The sequence below is a fragment of the Streptomyces sp. SAS_272 genome, assembly GCF_052543235.1.
Genome location: NZ_JBMNDR010000001.1, coordinates 71,465 through 88,026 on the forward strand (window position 1 = coordinate 71,465; position 16,562 = coordinate 88,026).

Genomic DNA, 16,562 nt, shown 5'->3' on the forward strand with positions numbered 1-16,562 from the left:
GACTTTCGATCCGCTGGCGGACGGCTGGTTACGCGCGCATGACGCGCAAGTGGACGTACCCAGAAGCCTTTGATCTGGGTATGTTCCTGCCCGTCAGGGCAGCCACCGCGTCCTCGAGGAGTCGAGACCCGTGTCGGAAAACAAAGATCTTCATGGTGCCGAGCAGGCCGCGAGCGTTGAGGGCGTGAAGTTCGTCTACGACTTCACCGAGGGCAACAAGGAACTCAAGGACCTCCTCGGCGGCAAGGGCGCGAACCTCGCCGAGATGACCAACCTGGGCCTCCCCGTCCCTCCCGGCTTCACCATCACCACCGAGGCCTGCAAGGTCTACCTCGACAGCGGCGAAGAGCCGGCGGCACTGCGTGACGAGGTGAGTGCACACCTCGTCGCCCTCGAGGACCGCATGGGCAAGAAGCTCGGCCAGGCCGACGACCCGCTGCTGGTGTCCGTACGCTCCGGCGCGAAGTTCTCCATGCCGGGAATGATGGACACCGTCCTGAACATCGGCCTCTCCGACAAGTCCGTCCAGGGCCTGGCCGAGCAGGCCGGCGACGCCCGCTTCGCCTGGGACTCCTACCGCCGGCTGATCCAGATGTTCGGCAAGACGGTCCTCGGCGTCGACGGCGAGCTCTTCGAGGACGCGCTGGAGGCGGCGAAGAAGGCGAAGAAGGTCGCCGTCGACACCGAGCTGGAGGCGGCCGACCTGAAGAAGCTGGTCACCCGCTTCAAGAAGATCGTCAAGACCGAGGCCGGCCGGGACTTCCCGCAGGACCCGCGCGAGCAGATGGACCTCGCCATCAAGGCCGTCTTCGAGTCCTGGAACGGCGACCGCGCCAAGCTCTACCGCCGCCAGGAGCGCATCCCCGGCGACCTCGGCACCGCGGTCAACGTCTGCTCCATGGTCTTCGGCAACCTCGGCCCCGACTCGGGCACCGGAGTCGCCTTCACCCGCGACCCCGCCTCGGGCCACCAGGGCGTCTACGGCGACTACCTCCAGAACGCCCAGGGCGAGGACGTCGTCGCCGGCATCCGCAACACCGTCCCGCTCGCCGAACTGGAACAGATCGACAAGAAGTCCTACGACCAGCTGCTCGGCATCATGGAGACGCTGGAGAACCACTACAAGGACCTCTGCGACATCGAGTTCACCATCGAGCGCGGCCATCTGTGGATGCTTCAGACGCGCGTGGGCAAGCGCACCGCCGGCGCCGCCTTCCGCATCGCCACCCAGCTCGTCGACCAGGGCCTGATCGACGAGACGGAGGCGCTGCAGCGCGTCAACGGCGCGCAGCTCGCCCAGCTGATGTTCCCCCGCTTCGACGAGGACGCGAAGGTCGAGAAGGTCGGCCGGGGCATCGCGGCCTCGCCCGGCGCGGCCGTCGGCAAGGCGGTCTTCGACTCCTACACGGCCGTGAAGTGGTCGCGCTCCGGCGAGAAGGTCATCCTCGTCCGCCGTGAGACGAACCCCGACGACCTGGACGGCATGATCGCCGCCGAGGGCATCCTGACCAGCCGCGGCGGCAAGACCTCCCACGCGGCGGTCGTGGCCCGCGGCATGGGCAAGACCTGCGTCTGCGGCGCGGAGGAGCTCGAGGTCGACACCAAGCGCCGCCGGATGACCGTGCCGGGCGGCCACGTGGTGGAGGAGGGCGACGTCATCTCCATCGACGGCTCCTCCGGCAAGGTCTACCTGGGCGAGGTACCCGTCGTACCGTCCCCGGTCGTCGAGTACTTCGAGGGCCGCATGCACGCGGGCGCCGACGACGCCGACGAGCTCGTCGAAGCAGTCCACCGCATCATGGCCTTCGCCGACCGCAAGCGCCGGCTGCGCGTCCGCGCCAACGCCGACAACGCCGAGGACGCGCTGCGCGCCCGTCGCTTCGGCGCCCAGGGCATCGGCCTGTGCCGTACCGAGCACATGTTCCTCGGCGACCGCCGCGAGCAGGTGGAGCGCCTGATCCTGGCGGACACGCAGGAGGAGCGCGAGGAGTCGCTGAAGCAGCTGCTGCCGCTGCAGAAGAAGGACTTCGTCGAGCTCTTCGAGGCCATGGACGGCCTCCCGGTGACGGTGCGTCTCCTGGACCCGCCGCTGCACGAGTTCCTGCCCGACATCACCGAGCTGTCCGTACGGGTGGCGCTGGCCGAGTCCCGCCAGGAGTCGCACGAGAACGACCTGCGGCTGCTGCAGGCGGTGCACCGGCTGCACGAGCAGAACCCGATGCTGGGCCTGCGCGGCGTGCGCCTGGGGCTGGTCATCCCCGGCCTGTTCACGATGCAGGTCCGCGCCATCGCCGAGGCGGCCGCGGAGCGCCGCAACGCCAAGGGCGACCCGCGTGCCGAGATCATGATCCCGCTGGTCGGCACGGTCCAGGAGCTGGAGATCGTCCGCGAGGAGGCCGACCAGGTCATCGCCGAGGTCGAGGCTGCCACCGGCGTCGAGCTGAAGCTCGCGATCGGCACGATGATCGAACTCCCGCGGGCGGCCCTCACCGCCGGCCAGATCGCCGAGGCGGCCGAGTTCTTCTCCTTCGGCACGAACGACCTCACGCAGACGGTGTGGGGCTTCAGCCGCGACGACGTGGAGGCCTCGTTCTTCACGGCCTACCTGGAGAAGGGCATCTTCGGCGTCAGCCCCTTCGAGACCATCGACAGGGACGGCGTCGGCTCACTGGTCAAGTCCGCGGCGGAGGCGGGCCGCGCGACCCGCCCCGACCTGAAGCTCGGCGTCTGCGGCGAACACGGCGGCGACCCGGAGTCCGTGCACTTCTTCCACGAGGTCGGCCTGGACTACGTCTCCTGCTCCCCGTTCCGCATCCCGGTCGCCCGCCTCGAGGCAGGCCGGGCGGCGACCCAGTCGGCGGGCAGCGACCACCGCTGAGCCCTGCCGGGCGAAAAACCCCGGAGCCGCCGCCGGTCCCCGACCCTCACCGATCGACGGCGGCCCCGGCCCACAAGAAAGACGGCACCCCTGTGCGGGGGGTGCCGTCTTCTTTTTGCATGGGGTGGCTGGAAGTCGATCACCTGATGTGGTGGTTACGAGGTGATAGATCGTTTCTGTCAACATACGCACCGCTACAGTCCGTTACTCAAGGCGATGACAGCGTCGCTGGTGGTGATGGAGGTACGTGTGAAGAGGGCAGTGCTCGGCGTGGCTTCAGTGGGCCTGGTGCTCAGCGCGGCGGTGGCAGCGTTCGCCTCGCCGGCGAGGGGGCAGATCCCGGTGCTCGAGCCGCAAGGTGTCGCGTTCACCGAGGGGCATTACGTGTTCAACCGACCCGGTGTCAATCACGGAGCATTCGAATGGTGGGGCCAGCTTGAAGACGCCATTGCGACGGACCGACACAACGTCTACGTAGAGGTAAAAGTCCACGGGCACGAGTGGGTCCGCTACTACGGCAAGCAGCGGAGCTCGGTCCGTCTGCATCGGTCGAATTGGGATGGCGCACAGCGGTACACCGGGAAAGTGAAGCTCCGGGTGTGTCGCGATCGAGGATCGCTTCGCCCCGACAACTGCGCACCGGTGCAATCTTTTTCGCATAACTGGGACCAAGGCTGAGCTTGTTGTGAAACTCCGAGCCCAGGTGGACACGCCTGGGCTCGGGCTCTTGATAGGGGAAAGACATCAACACGTCAGAAGTTCTTTCCGCCAACGGCGTTGAGCTCTCGTACGGGGAGACACCCGCTGTCAGGGCCGCTGCGATCAGCCTCTGTCGGGGCGAGATTGCGGCTATCACCGGGCAGAGCGGTTCCGGTAAATCATCCCTCCTGTACTGTCTTGCTGGGGTCTTGCCCGTTGCGCGCGGCGAGGTTCGCTTCGAGGGGCGCGCACTCGGTGAACTCGATGATGAGGAACTCAGCGGTTTGCGTCGTGAGCGCTTCGGATTTGTCTTCCAGTACGGTGAATTGATCCCGGAGTTGACGGTAGAAGAAAACACGGCTCTGCCTCTGAGGCTAGCCGGTCAACGTAAAGCTCCGGCACTTGCGGCCGCTGGCGAAGTCCTGGAACGACTCGGGGTGGCAGATTTGCGGACGCGTAGGCCTTCGCAGGTTTCGGGAGGGCAGAGTCAACGTATCGCTGTAGCTCGGGCTCTGGTGCATAAACCGGCAGTGGTGTTCGCGGACGAGCCCACTGGATCGCTTGACAGTGCCAACGCCACAGCTGTGCTGGGGGAGTTTCTTGCTCTTGCCCGCTCTCAAGGGACCGCAGTTGTGCTGGTGACGCACGACGACCAAGTGGCAGCTCAGGCAGATAGCCTCTACATCATGCGCGATGGCATGCTCGAAGCTCAGGGGACATCGTGAAGGAATTCTTCCTGGGTCTTAGGCTGTTGCTGGGCAGTGGACGCGGTAATCGACTGCGCTTCCTGCTCATGGTCGCAGGTAGCGCTGTCGGAGTGTGTTGCCTCGCGGTTGTTCTCGCGATTCCCGGCATTCTGGCCGCGCAGGATGCTCGCAAAGCAGCGCGTGAGCCGGATTGCGCAAACGGGCGAGGTTCCTGTCTCTCAGTTACCGGCGGCGGCCTGGCGCTCATGCGCCTTGACCCTTATGGCCCAGAATCATTCACCCGAATCTTTATCGCCCTGGGTAACGGTCGCATCGATCCACCGCCAGGCCTGCCCGTCCTCCCCGGACCCGGCGAGATTTTCGTTTCGCCTCGGGTTCATGAACTTCTCGGTAGTGATCCCGGCCTCGCTAAACTCCTGCCTGGGAAAGAGGTAGGCGTCATCTCCGCCGCAGGTCTTGCTCACCCTGATGAGCTCTACGCGTACGTCGGCGTCAGCCGTGACGAAGTGAAGGGCGGCGGGCATTTTTCAGGTTTTGGGGATCTGGAGGCGCGATATCCCACCGTCGAACCCTCGACGCTCGACATCCTTCGCTTCACTCTCGCAGGCGTCGTCCTGCTTCCGCTGGCGGTTTTCCTATCTGTTTGCGCTCGACTGTCGGCTGCCTCTCGAATGAGGAGGCTGGCCGCGTTGCGTCTGCTCGGCCTGAGTCGGAAAGGCACGCAGCGCGTCAACGCCGCGGAGACTGTCGCCGCAGCCCTGCTGGGTGCCGTTCTCGGTCTGGGCGCGTACTGGGTCGTCAACCAGCTGGTGTCACGAGTGGGGCTGCCTGGATTCAAGTGGTACCCGAATGACGGCGCACTGTCTGGGAGTACGGTCCTGGTTTGCCTGGTGGGTTGCCCGGCACTTGCCTGGTTCGTGGGCAGGGCCGGTGCGAAGAAGGCTGCCGCCAACCCACTGGCAGTGCGGCGCAGCGCGGTGGAGAAGCCGCCTCGCCTGTGGGGCCTGCTCCCGCTCGTTCCGGGCATGGGCATCGTCATCGGATATTGCGTGGCCGGAGCTACTGGGCATGCCCCTAGTGAGACCTCGCTGTCCTCGATCCTGATGCCCCTCGCTGTCGTGCTGGTCGGTGCGGGTCTCGTGTTGACGCTTCCGATTCTCTCGCGTGCTCTTGCCCGCAGGGTGGCCCGCGTGACGAGTTCACTGTCCCTCGGCCTGGCCATGCGTCGCAACGAGATGGAGCCGGGCGGAGCTTTGCGTGTGGCGACGGGTCTGGTGCTGCTGGTCTACGCTGCCTCCCTTACGCAGGGGGTGCTCATCGAACTGGACCAAGTGTCGAAGAACACCGCACGGGTGCAGCTCTACACGATGCCACTCGGCGACATGAGTCCTCGTGAGGAGCAGGCCATGAAACGGGTGTCAGGAGTGCGAGGGCACGCCGTCCTCGCGAGCTCATGGACGGACCCCAACAGTGAGAAGTGGCCGAACAGCATCAGTGCGGTGATCGCTACCTGTGACCAGTTGCGCAGCATGGCATCAGTAGTCGAGAACTGTGTGGAAGGGCGTTCCGCGCGGCTCATGATTCCTGACTACTCCATTAATGAGTTCAGCAAGGTCGGGAGGCGCTTTCCCTTCCAGTTGCAGAACGCGGAGGGGGAGCGCCGCTTTGTGACGGTTCAAGTCCCGTCCCGGACGATTCGATATCACGACGACACCGCGACGCAGTTGGCCGGCAGCGGCTCAGTCTTGATCCCGCCCTCCGCCCTTCCCAAAGGCTTCCGTCCGCAGACCAGGGCTACGCTTGCCCTCATCAGCAGCTCAGACCCCGACACCGTGCGCTCCGTGCTTGAGGGCATTGCAGGAGTCGATCCCACGATCGAGGTCGAGTTGGACGGCGTCGACGCCGCTGCCCTTCAGCAGATCACCGTCATCAAGACCCTCTTGGCCGTGGGCATGGTCCTCGGGCTGATCATCGGTGTGGCGGCCTATCTTGTGGCCGCCACGGACAGGGCCGTTGAGCGTCGTCCGCAGGTCACTGCATTGACGTTGCTGGGGGCCAGGCCCCGTACGCTGCAGGCCGTTCAAGTGGCCCAAGTTGTTCTGCCGTTGACGGTCGGCCTGGTGCTGGCCGTGGTGATCGGGAAGATGGCTGAGTCGAGTTATCTGGTCACCGGCGGCGGAGCCGTCTTCTGGGACGGCGACGGGTTGCCGTTGTTGTTGGGGGCGGCTGTCGGGGTCGTTGTCGTCGCCGCTCTCGGGTCCTTGCCGTTGGTGGGGCGGCGGATTGATCCGGAGTTGATTCGGCGGGATTGATGACGGGGGTGAGGCGAGAGGGGCGGTGCCCGGTTGGGGGCCGTCCCTTTCCCTTGCGCTGCGGGGGAGCCCGACTGCGTACCAGGGTCGGATCGGGGTCGACTCAGGGGCCTCCCTGATGGGCTGGGGTGTCGGTGCGGATGAGACTGGTGGTGGGCCGGTCGCTTGCCGGTCTGATCACCACCGTCACCATCCATGGAGCGCCCCACAGTGAACAGCTTTGCGCGTCGAATCAGTTGGATCACCCTTGCCGCCTGCGGAAGCCTGCTGGCCACGGCGTTGGCCGCGCCCGCCTCCGCCGTCACTTCGGGCCCGACACCCGCTGCCGTGACCGCGCCGTTGCCCGGGCTGGATCCGGTCGCGCTCCAGGCGGCCATCGGCGGTTTGCCGAATGCGGACGTCACCGGTGCGCTGTTACGGATCACCGGTCGCGAGGGCCACTGGTCGGGCACCTCGGGGGTGGGCGACCTGAAGACCGGTCAGGGCGTGCCGTCCGATGCGCACATCCGGATCGGCAGCATCTCGAAGGTGTTCACCGCCACGATCGTTCTCCAGCTCGTCGCCGAGCACCGGATCGACCTGGACGAGCCGGTCCAGCGGTATCTGCCGGGCGTGGTGCCTGCCGACCTGCCGCCCGTCACTGTCGGTCAGTTGCTCAACCACACCAGCGGCCTTCCGCGCGGCGCCGCCAGCCCCGACTTCGGGGACGGCAGTTCCGAATGGTTCGCCGACAACCGCTTCAAGAGCTTCACACCGCAGCAGGTGATCGACCTGATGGCGGGCCAGCCCATGCAGTTCGCGCCGGGGACCGCGCAGCAGTACAACGGGATGAACTACTACGTCGCCGGCCTGCTGGTCGAGAAGGTCACCGGGCACGGCTTCGCCGAGGAGGTACGGTCCCGCATCACCCGGCCCCTGGCCCTGCGCGATACGTACGTTCCCGACGCCCACGATCCGCGGCTGCCCAGCCCGCACTCCCATGGCTATCTGACGGTCAAGTCTTCGGACGGCACCACGCATCCGGTGGACGTCACGGAGCAGAGTCCCTGGCCCTGGGCCGAGGGCGGCATGATTTCCACCCCCGCCGACCTCGACCGTTTCATATCCGCGCTCTTCCGCGGGAGCTTCCTTCCGCCGGCCCAGCAGGCCGAGCTCTTCGCGGTCCCGAACGTCCCCAGTTTCCGCAGCAGCCAGTGCCGTACCGAGGCTGACGCCGGGCGGGCCTGTATGACCATGGGCCTGATGCGGGTCAAGGCATCCAACGGTGCCGTGGTCTGGGGCAAGACGGGCTCCCGTCCCGGCTACACCAGCGGTGTGTTCGCCACCCGAGACCTCTCCCGCAAGATCGTCTACTCGATCAACCCCACCGGATTCGACGGTGCCGAGGTCCGCTACGTCCAGAAGATAGCCGCCGCCTCCTTCGGCACTGTGGTCCCGGCCACGGGCTGACTCCCACCAGCTGACTCCCACCAGCCGACTCCCACCAGCCGACTCCCAGGACGAGAGTGTCCGGGGCGAGGAGTGATCAGGTCCGGGTCACCGGGGCCTGTGCCGAGGTGTACCGGGCCCACGGCACGGCCCGTTGGCGGAGGTCCCGGGCGTCGTGATCGCTGGGGCCCTCCGTCGAGAAGGATCGTGGGTGACGGTGGCGACCTGTGCAACGGATGTGCGGGCAGGTCAGGAAGCTGCTGCGTCAACGAGGGCTTGGAGCAGGCGCTGGGGGTCCTCGGCGAGCCTGTTGCAGACGTAGAGCCACCATTCGGTGCCGAAGACGACGTACTCGCGGGTGGGGTGGCCTCGCTCGGCCATGACGTCGAGGCGGTCGGGCCCGAGGCCGAGGAGGGTTTCGAACTCCCAGGGGGCGGCTTCGTGGCCTTTCCCGCCGAGGTGGTGGTCGATGCGGTGGATCAGATCCCAGTCATGGGTGGCGAAGGAGCACAGGTGGCCTGAGTCGGCCAGCTGTTCCGCGTAGTCGACGTAGACAGCGGACAGGGTGGGGGCCCCACGCGGGTAAGCGATGGCCTCGGGTTCGAAGAAGGCGCCCTTGACCAGGCGGATGCGGCCGGGAAGGGCGAGGAGCGCCCGCAGGTCGTCGGCCGTGCGATGCAGTCGCGCCTGGACGGTGACGCCCACGTGATCGAAGCGTTCGCACAAGGCGCGGTGCAGGGCCAGCACTGCGTCCGTGCGGTCGGAGCCTTCGGCCGAGATGACCATCTCCCGCCCGGTCTCGGCGGTGGCCTGCGCGATGCGGGAGGCGTTGGCCAGGGCGAGTTCTTCGTCGACGGCGAGACCGATGTGAGAAAGGTCGAGGGAGATCGAGCAGCCGGGCGGCAGCAGTCGGGCGGCGGTGAGGAACACATCGGTCTCTGCCGTGGCCCGCTGCTGGTCGCGGCAGCTTTCCCCCATGTACTCCACGTTCACGCGGTGGCCGGCGGCGAGGATGCGCTCCGCGCGGTCCAGCGCATCGGTGAGGGCTTCGCCGGCTACGAAGCGCCGGGCGACCTTACGGGCCAGGGGGCCCAGGACCGGGTCTTCCGGGATACGCCACTTCAGCTCCTCGTCCAGCGCGAGCGTGCGTAGGACCTGTGCGGCCTGCGCCGAAATCGCGGTAGTGCCGGTGGAGGGGAGGTTCGTGGTCATCGGGCGCCCAGCTGTCGATGCGGTGGTGGTAGGGCTGCGAGCCTTCCAGGAACCGGGGCCTCAGCGGGAGTGGCAGAAATGCCAGGTAGGCTGAAATTTCTGCCATGTCGTTGTGGTGAAGGAGGCCGGAACTGATGCTTCGCGATGTCGCCGTCCTGGCCCTTGAAGGCAGCCGCGCCTTCGAGCTGGGCGTGTTCTGTGAGGTCTTCGGCATCGACCGGAGCGACGACGCGCTGCCCGCTTACGGCTTCCGTCAGGGAACACGCTGACCGGCTACGCGGACGGCCATCGGGTGGCCGGCGGCTGAGGCCCCTCGCACAGGTCCCCGGGCACGGTCGCCCGTACGCTGTGCCTGCCAACGGGGCGGGGAGTGCGGAGGAAGGACGGCCATGGCTGCCTGGAGTGTGCGTGACATGCCTGATCAGCGCGGTCGCACCGCCGTGGTCACCGGGGCCAACAGCGGGCTCGGGTACGTCACCGCGCGGGAACTCGCGCGGAGGGGTGCACGCGTCGTCCTCGCCTGCCGGAGTGAGGCGCGGGGGAGGGACGCCGTCGAGCGGTTGCGTGCCGAAGTGCCGCAGGCCGAGGTGGAGTTGGGCTCGCTCGACCTGGGGGATCTCGCCTCCGTGCGGGCGTTCGCCGCGTCGCTGCCGTACGAACGGCTCGACCTGCTCGTCAACAACGCCGGTGTGATGGCGATGCCGTACGGCGTCACCGCCGACGGGTTCGAGACGCAGTTCGGGGTGAACCACCTCGGGCACTTCGCCCTCACCGGGCTTCTGCTGCCCACGCTGCTCGCCGCGGGGGACCGGACCCCCGGGCCCCGGGTCGTGACCGTGTCCAGCATGGCGCACTTGCTCGGCGCCGTCGATCTCGATGACCTCGGCTCCGGACGAAAGTACCGGCGTTGGGTCGCCTACGGGCGGTCCAAGACGGCCAACCTGCTCTTCACGCACGAGCTGGCGCGCAGGCTCGCGGCGACCGGCGCCCACGTCGTGGCGGCGGCCGCGCACCCGGGATACGCGTCGACCAACCTCCAGACGGCCGGTCCTCGTGCGGAGGGCCGCCGGGCCGCCGAGCGGATGATGGCGCTCGGCAACCGGGTGCTCGCCCAGTCCGCCGAGGCCGGTGCACTGCCCGCCCTGTACGCCGCGACCGCGCCCGGCGTGGGTCCGGACTCGTTCACCGGCCCGTCCCTCGCGATGTGGCGCGGCGCTCCCGGACCTTCGTGGCGCGCGCCCTGGGCCCTCGACGACCGGGTGGCGGCGCGGCTGTGGACCGCCTCCGAGGAACTGACCGGGGTGTCCTACGACGCCCTGAAGGCCTGACCCCCGAAGGCGCCGCCCCCGGCAAGCCGCCGCGGCCCCCGCCGCGCCGTCCCGTCAGGCTGTGCGGACCTCGTATGTGCGGATGCGTACCGTCTCGTCGTCCAGGCATTCGCCGTTGGTCAGGTCGAAGCGCTGCTTGAGCAGGGGCGAGGCGACGAAGGGGCGGCCGCGGTGGGTGCCCGTGAGGCCGCGGGAGAGGACGGCCGCGCCGCTGAACGGGTCGCGGTTGTCGACGGCGTACAGTTCGCCGGCGCGGTCGCGGAACAGGGCGACCTGGCGGCCGTCCGGCAGCAGCGCGGCCACGCCCCGGCCGGGGACGAGCAGGCTCAGGTCGCAGACCGTGAACCACTCCTCCGCGTGCTGCGCCGGCCGGAGTTGAACCTTCAGGTCGGTGGTCTCGGGCGCCAGTGTCATCGCTGGGCACTCCCTTCCAGGGGTCGGTGGCCGATGGTCAGCAGTGGCAGGTCGGGCTTGATCTGGTCGCGCTCGGGGACGAAGCCGACGACCGGGTCGGGAGTGTCCGGCGCGTTCACGAAGGACACGAACCGCGCCAGCTTCTCCGGGTCGTTGATGGTGGTCGCCCACTCGTCGGCGTAGTGCGCCACGTGTGCCGTCATCAGGGACTCCAGCTCCTCGCAGATGCCGAGCGAGTCCTCCACCACCACGTCCCGGACGTGGTCCAGGCCGCCGGGGATGCGCTCCAGCCAGGTCGAGGTGCGCTCCAGGCGGTCGGCGGTGCGGATGTAGAACATCAGGAACCGGTCGATCAGCCGGACGAGCTCGGCGTCCGACAGGTCCTGGGCGAGCAGGTCGGCGTGGCGCGGGGTGGCGCCGCCGTTTCCGCCGACGTACAGGTTCCAGCCGTTGGAGGTGGCGATGACGCCGAAGTCCTTCGACTGGGCCTCGGCGCACTCGCGTGCGCAGCCCGACACCGCCGACTTGAGCTTGTGCGGCGACCTGAGTCCCCGGTAGCGCAGCTCCAGGTCGATCGCCATGCGGACGGAGTCCTGGACGCCGTAGCGGCACCAGGTCTGGCCGACGCAGGACTTCACGGTGCGCAGCGACTTGCCGTAGGCGTGGCCGGACTCGAAGCCTGCGTCCACCAACCGGGTCCAGATCAGGGGGAGTTGTTCGACGCGGGCACCGAACATGTCGATCCGCTGGCCGCCGGTGATCTTCGTGTAGAGGCCGAAGTCGCGGGCGATCTCACCGATCACGATCAGGCCCTCGGGGGTGATCTCACCGCCGGGGATGCGCGGGACGACCGAGTAGGAGCCGTTCTTCTGCAGGTTGGCCAGGAAGTGGTCGTTGGTCTCCTGCAGCGCCGCCTGCTCGCCGTCGAGGACGTAGCCGCTCGCTCCGATGGTCGGGGCGAGGGAAGCGATGATGGAGCCGATCGCGGGCTTGCAGACGTCGCAGCCGTCGCCGCCCCGGGCGCCGTCGCGGCCGTAGCGGTCCAGGAGGTCCTGGTAGGTGTTGATGCGCAGGGCGAGGACGATCTCGTACAGCTCTTCGCGGGTCTGCGAGAAGCAGCCGCACAGGCCCTTGTCGACCTCGACGCCGCTCGCCTCCAGCTCGGCGGTGACCAGCTGACCGAGCACCTTCACGCAACTGCCGCAGCCGGTGCCCGCCTTGGTGCACTTCTTCACCTCGGGCACGGTCGTGCAGGAGTGCTCCGTCACCGCGCCGCGGATGGCGCCCTTGGACACGTTGTGGCAGGAGCAGACGATCGCCTCGTCGGGCAGCGCGGACGGGCCGAGCTGGACGGCCTCTCCGGAACCGGCCGGCAGGACCAGCGACTCGGGGGAGACGGGCGGCACGGACCCGGTGAACGCCCGCAGGGTGCCGTAGGCGTCCGCGTCGCCGACCAGGATGCCGCCGAGCAGGGTGCCGTCACGGCCGATGACCAGCTTCTTGTACAGGCCGGAGCGGGAGTCGGAGTAGACGACGTCCAGGCAGTCCTCGGCGGTGCCGTGCGCGTCGCCGAAGGACGCCACGTCCACGCCGAGCAGCTTCAGCTTGGTCGACAGGTCGGCGCCGGTGAAGCTGGCGTCGTCGGCCGCGATCGTCGCCGCCACGGTCTCGGCCTGCTCGTAGCCCGGCGCGACCAGGCCGTACACCCGGCCGTCGGCGGCCAGCGCGCACTCGCCGATCGCGAAGACGTGCGGGTCGGCGACGGTCCGGCACTGCTCGTCGACGGTGATGCCGCCGCGCTCGCCGACCGTCAGTCCGCAGTCGCGGGCGAGCTGGTCGCGGGGGCGCACACCGGCGCTGAACACCACCATGTCGGCGGCGAGTTCGGAGCCGTCGGACAGCTTCATGCCGGTGACCGCGCCGTCCTCGCCGACCACGATCTCCTGGGTGCCGACGCCCGTGTGCACGGACAGGCCCATGTCCTCGATGGTGCGCAGCAGGGCCGCGCCGCCGCCCGCGTCGACCTGGACGGGCATCAGCCGGGGCGCGAACTCCACGATGTGGGAGGTGAGTCCGAGGCCCTTGAGGGCGCCCGCCGCCTCCAGCCCGAGGAGTCCGCCGCCGACGACGGCGCCGGTCGTGGCGCGCGTCCTCGCGTACTCCTCGATGGCGAGGAGGTCGTCGATCGTGCGGTAGACGAAGCAGCCCTCGGCGTCCTTGCCCGGGACCGGCGGCACGAACGGGTAGGAGCCGGTGGCCAGCACGAGGACGTCGTAGTCGACGACCAGGCCCGAGCGGGCGGTCACGCGGCGGGCGTCGCGGTCGACGGTCTCCGCGGGGTCGCCGACGTGCAGCTCGATGCCGTGCGCGGCGATGAACTCGAGGTCGGTGAGGGACAGGTCCTCGGGCGTCTTCCCCGAGAAGTACGAGGTGAGGGCGACGCGGTCGTAGGCGGGACGCGGCTCCTCGCAGAGCACGACCACGCGGTGGGTGGCGGTCAGGCCGCGCTCGGCGAGCGCCTCGAGGAAGCGCTGGCCGACCATGCCGTGGCCGACGAGGACGATCGTGGGGGTGGCCTCCGTGGCCTCCGGGGTGGCGGTCATCAGGAGCCTCCATCGTTGGTGAGCAGGTGGAGCAGGGGGCCGCCGTCGGAGGGCAGCGGCTCTGCTCCCTCCCAGGCGCGGGCGAGCGCGCCGACGGTGCCGAGTTCGCCGACGAGGACCCCGCCGACCAGACGGTCGTCGCGGACGACGACCTTGCGGTAGGTGCCCCGGGTGGCGTCGGCGAGCTGCACGACGTCGTCGCCGGGGAGCGGCTCGGTCTCGCCGAAGGCGGCGAGGTCGAAGGCGCTGTTGCCGGCCAGGGTGAGCCGGGTGAGGACGCGGGTGCCGGTGTAGCGGGAGACCCGCCCGGCGAGCGACTCGGCCAGTGCGTCCGCCTGTTCCAGGGCGGGCGCGGCGAGGCCGTACACGGTCCCGTCGTGCTGTGCGCAGTCGCCGATCGCGCGGATGTGCGGGTCGGAGGTGCGCAGCTCGTCGTCCACGAGGATGCCCTTGTGGACGGCGATCCCCGCGTCCTTGGCGAGACCGGCGCGCGGCGAGACGCCGCAGGCCAGCACCACCAGATCGGCGTCGAGGGCGTAGCCGTCGGACATCTCCACCGAGCGGACGGCGCCGCCCAGGCAGCGCACGTCGCGCACCCGGCACTCGGTGTGGACCTCGACGCCGAGGTCCTTCAGGTGCCGCAGGACCAGCCGGGAGGCGCTCGGGTCGAGCTGGCGCTCCATGAGGCGCTCGGCCTGCTGGGCGAGGACGACCTGCGCGCCGCGCACGGCGAGTGCGCGGGCCGCCGAGACGCCGAGCAGCCCGCCGCCGATGACGACCGCCCGGACACCCGGCCGGACCGCCTTGGAGAGGCCGAGGCAGTCGTCCATGGTGCGGAAGGCGTGGACGCCCTCCGGCAGGACGTGGTCGGGGGTGAACAGGCCGCGCAGCGGCGGCAGCACCGGGTTGGAGCCGGTGGCCAGGACGAGCGTGCCGTACGCGATCTCGGAGCCGTCCGCGCAGGAGACGGTCCGCCGGTCGCGGTCGATGCCGGTGACCCGGGCCCGGACCAGTTCGGCGGGCGCGGGCAGCGCGATCACCTCGGGTGCGTACCGGCCGGCCAGCACCTCCGCGAGCAGGACCCGGTTGTAGGGCCGGTGCTCCTCCTCGCCGACGAGCAGTGCGGGCGTGCCCAGCTCGCCGAGCCGGCGGGCGAGTCGGGCGCCCGCGAGGCCGGCTCCGATCACCACCACACGCGAATTCGAGGTCATGTCCAGGAGCGTGCGGTGTCGACGTTACCCGGCCGCATCACGGTTGTTTCCCGCGAGGAACGCTGCCCTCAGCGGGCGCGGGGCGTGGGTGTGAGGGTTCCGGGCCCGGGCCGGATGCCCGGGTGAGCGGGCGGCGGACGGCCGGGTGTGCGGGGCCGCGGAGCATAGGTGAGCGGAGCGGCGGACGGCGGCGCGTGGGGCGGCGGACGGCCGGGTGTGCGGGGCGGGGCCGGGCCGGTCAGCCGCGGGATGACGTCAGGTGGGCGAACACCACGACGTTGCCCTGGTAGCCGGTCGCCTTCGAGTAGCCCCCGCCGCAGGTGATCACCCGCAGCTCGGGTCTGCTCGCCGCCCCGTACACCTTCTCGTCGGGGAAGTCACGGGCCGGGTAGACCTCGACGGCGTCCACGGTGAACACGGCGACGCCGCCGTCGCGCCGGTCCACCTCGATGGAGCTGCCCTTGCGCAGCGCGCCGAGGTCGTAGAAGACGGCGGGACCGTCGGCGTTGTCGACGTGGCCGGCGACGATCGCGGTGCCCGTCTCGCCGGGGGTGGTGCCCGCCTCGTACCAGCCGGCGAGGTTCTCCTTATCGGCGGGCGGGACGTCGAGGCTGCCGGACGGGGTGAGGGCGAGGCCGGTCAGCGGGGCGTCCACGTGGATCGCGGGGATGCGGATGCGGTCGGGCGGAGAGGGCGGCAGCGCCGGGGCGGACCTGCCTGCGCGGTCGGGGCCGACCGCGTGGGCCTGGGCGGCGGACGGCTGCGGCGGGGCGTGCGTCTCGGCGCCGCTGCGCAGCAGCCACGCGCCGCCGCACAGGGCGGCCGCGGTGACGGCGGCTATGGCGGTGTTGCCGACCCTGAGCATCAGGAGCCCCCGTTTCTGCGACGTCCGGTTCTGTCATGTCCGGTTCTGCGACGTCTGTTTCTGTACACGTCCGTCTCTGTGACGTCCGGCATGGTGACGTCCGGCGTGGTGAGTCCGGCGTGGTGAGTCGGGCGCAGTGACGTCCGGCGTGCTGAGTCGAGCGTGGTGCCATCAGGCGGGTGGGCGGCGGCCGGTCGGGCGGGTGCGGGAACTCCCGTGTCCCCCTCCGGGTCGCGAGGGGCGTCGGACCCGGAGGGGGAGGGGTTGCGGTACCGGCGGACGGACAGCGGAGGGTGTCCGTCAGATCCCGTCGCCTCTCGCCCGGCGATGCAGGAGCCAGGTACCGCCCGCGGCGGCGACGGCGAGAGCCGCCACGCCGGCCGCGGTCTGTACGGGGTCGGGGCCCAGTGCGCCGCCGACCCCCGTCTTCACACTTCCTCGCGGCAGCGTCTGCTGCCGGTCAGAGGCCAGCACGACCACCAGGTCCCCGGTGATCCGCCGGCCGTCCGCGGCGCACTCCGCGACGATCTCGTAGGTGCCGGGCTGCGCGCTCGGCGGCACCCCGAACCGTCCGGTCGCCTCGCCCTCGCGGGCGCCGGGCGCGAGCGGGAATCGGCCGGCGCCCACGGCCCCGGCGTCGCCGGACGCCGCGCCCGACCCGCAGTCCGCGGTGTTCACCGAGACCTGCCCGCCCGGCACCGCGGTGGCCGGGTACACCTCCAGACGCCCGGCGTCGGCGCCGGTGCTTCCGCGTGCGGTGACGGCGTGCGCGGGCGCGGCGAAGGCGGCCGCGGCGGTGACGGCGAGCGCGGTACCGGTCAGCAGACGGGCGGTCGGCAGACGGGTGGTCCGTCGTCGCATCGATGCTCCTTCGAGCTCGCTCCTCGAGTTTCCCTGCCCTTCCG

The 16,562-nt window shown here is 69.6% G+C and carries 12 protein-coding genes and 1 pseudogene; 7 read left to right on the top strand and 6 right to left on the bottom strand.

The genetic code is table 11. The features are described from left to right. Positions 1-130: 130 nt before the first annotated feature. The 5 genes from ppdK to ACN6LD_RS00350 all read left to right on the top strand — a co-directional run bounded on the left by ppdK (position 131) and on the right by ACN6LD_RS00350 (position 8,045). Positions 131-2,878, top strand: coding sequence for a pyruvate, phosphate dikinase (gene ppdK, locus ACN6LD_RS00330; protein WP_057574767.1), 2,748 nt, complete (start codon positions 131-133; stop codon positions 2,876-2,878). 216 nt (positions 2,879-3,094) lie between these two features. Further along, positions 3,095-3,556 carry a hypothetical protein gene (locus ACN6LD_RS00335; RefSeq protein WP_445042145.1) on the top strand — a complete coding sequence of 154 codons (462 nt, stop codon included), beginning with the start codon at positions 3,095-3,097 and terminating at the stop codon, positions 3,554-3,556. Positions 3,557-3,621: 65 nt separating this feature from the next. Beyond that, the gene (locus ACN6LD_RS00340; RefSeq protein ID WP_445042302.1) at positions 3,622-4,302 is read left to right on the top strand and encodes an ABC transporter ATP-binding protein; all 681 of its coding nucleotides are present in this window, start codon (positions 3,622-3,624) and stop codon (positions 4,300-4,302) included. Then, positions 4,299-6,596, top strand: coding sequence for an FtsX-like permease family protein (locus ACN6LD_RS00345; protein ID WP_445042146.1), 2,298 nt, complete (start codon positions 4,299-4,301; stop codon positions 6,594-6,596). The genes ACN6LD_RS00340 and ACN6LD_RS00345 overlap by 4 nt, the downstream gene beginning before the upstream one ends. Before the next feature lie 327 nt (positions 6,597-6,923). Beyond that, a complete protein-coding gene (locus tag ACN6LD_RS00350; protein ID WP_445042147.1) occupies positions 6,924-8,045 on the top strand; it encodes a serine hydrolase domain-containing protein in 1,122 nt (373 codons plus the stop codon). Between the two features lie 228 nt (positions 8,046-8,273). Here the strand turns inward: ACN6LD_RS00350 and ACN6LD_RS00355 are convergent, their stop codons facing one another. Continuing rightward, on the bottom strand, positions 8,274-9,236 hold the full coding sequence (locus ACN6LD_RS00355; protein WP_445042148.1) for a proline dehydrogenase family protein: 963 nt from the start codon (positions 9,234-9,236) through the stop codon (positions 8,274-8,276). A gap of 134 nt (positions 9,237-9,370) precedes the next feature. On the opposite strand from ACN6LD_RS00355, the pseudogene ACN6LD_RS00360 reads away from it, so the two are divergent. Further along, positions 9,371-9,487 (top strand): annotated as a pseudogene (locus tag ACN6LD_RS00360) (AraC family transcriptional regulator); the annotation flags it as partial. A 138-nt stretch (positions 9,488-9,625) separates the two neighbouring features. After that, a complete protein-coding gene (locus ACN6LD_RS00365) occupies positions 9,626-10,564 on the top strand; it encodes an oxidoreductase (RefSeq protein ID WP_445042149.1) in 939 nt (312 codons plus the stop codon). 54 nt (positions 10,565-10,618) lie between these two features. Here the strand turns inward: ACN6LD_RS00365 and nirD are convergent, their stop codons facing one another. The 5 genes from nirD to ACN6LD_RS00390 form a co-directional block, all read right to left on the bottom strand. After that, the gene (nirD, locus tag ACN6LD_RS00370) at positions 10,619-10,978 is read right to left on the bottom strand and encodes a nitrite reductase small subunit NirD (RefSeq protein WP_319191116.1); all 360 of its coding nucleotides are present in this window, start codon (positions 10,976-10,978) and stop codon (positions 10,619-10,621) included. Next, positions 10,975-13,581: a nitrite reductase large subunit NirB gene (nirB, locus tag ACN6LD_RS00375; protein ID WP_445042150.1), complete on the bottom strand. Its 2,607-nt coding sequence runs from the start codon at positions 13,579-13,581 to the stop codon at positions 10,975-10,977. The genes nirD and nirB overlap by 4 nt, the downstream gene beginning before the upstream one ends. After that, positions 13,581-14,792, bottom strand: coding sequence for an NAD(P)/FAD-dependent oxidoreductase (locus tag ACN6LD_RS00380; RefSeq protein WP_445042151.1), 1,212 nt, complete (start codon positions 14,790-14,792; stop codon positions 13,581-13,583). The genes nirB and ACN6LD_RS00380 overlap by 1 nt, the downstream gene beginning before the upstream one ends. A 238-nt stretch (positions 14,793-15,030) precedes the next feature. Continuing rightward, the gene (locus tag ACN6LD_RS00385) at positions 15,031-15,657 is read right to left on the bottom strand and encodes a class F sortase (RefSeq protein ID WP_445042152.1); all 627 of its coding nucleotides are present in this window, start codon (positions 15,655-15,657) and stop codon (positions 15,031-15,033) included. 300 nt (positions 15,658-15,957) lie between these two features. Further along, positions 15,958-16,518, bottom strand: coding sequence for a hypothetical protein (locus tag ACN6LD_RS00390; RefSeq protein ID WP_319191109.1), 561 nt, complete (start codon positions 16,516-16,518; stop codon positions 15,958-15,960). Positions 16,519-16,562 lie beyond the last annotated feature (44 nt).

Coding starts and splice junctions, on each gene's coding strand:
- ACN6LD_RS00380 (WP_445042151.1), bottom strand. CDS start 14,792: ATGACCTCGAATTCGCGTGTGGTGGTGATCGGAGCCGGCCTCGCGGGC.
- ACN6LD_RS00335 (WP_445042145.1), top strand. CDS start 3,095: ATGACAGCGTCGCTGGTGGTGATGGAGGTACGTGTGAAGAGGGCAGTG.
- nirD (WP_319191116.1), bottom strand. CDS start 10,978: ATGACACTGGCGCCCGAGACCACCGACCTGAAGGTTCAACTCCGGCCG.
- ACN6LD_RS00385 (WP_445042152.1), bottom strand. CDS start 15,657: ATGCTCAGGGTCGGCAACACCGCCATAGCCGCCGTCACCGCGGCCGCC.
- ACN6LD_RS00355 (WP_445042148.1), bottom strand. CDS start 9,236: ATGACCACGAACCTCCCCTCCACCGGCACTACCGCGATTTCGGCGCAG.
- ACN6LD_RS00365 (WP_445042149.1), top strand. CDS start 9,626: ATGGCTGCCTGGAGTGTGCGTGACATGCCTGATCAGCGCGGTCGCACC.
- ACN6LD_RS00390 (WP_319191109.1), bottom strand. CDS start 16,518: ATGCGACGACGGACCACCCGTCTGCCGACCGCCCGTCTGCTGACCGGT.
- nirB (WP_445042150.1), bottom strand. CDS start 13,581: ATGACCGCCACCCCGGAGGCCACGGAGGCCACCCCCACGATCGTCCTC.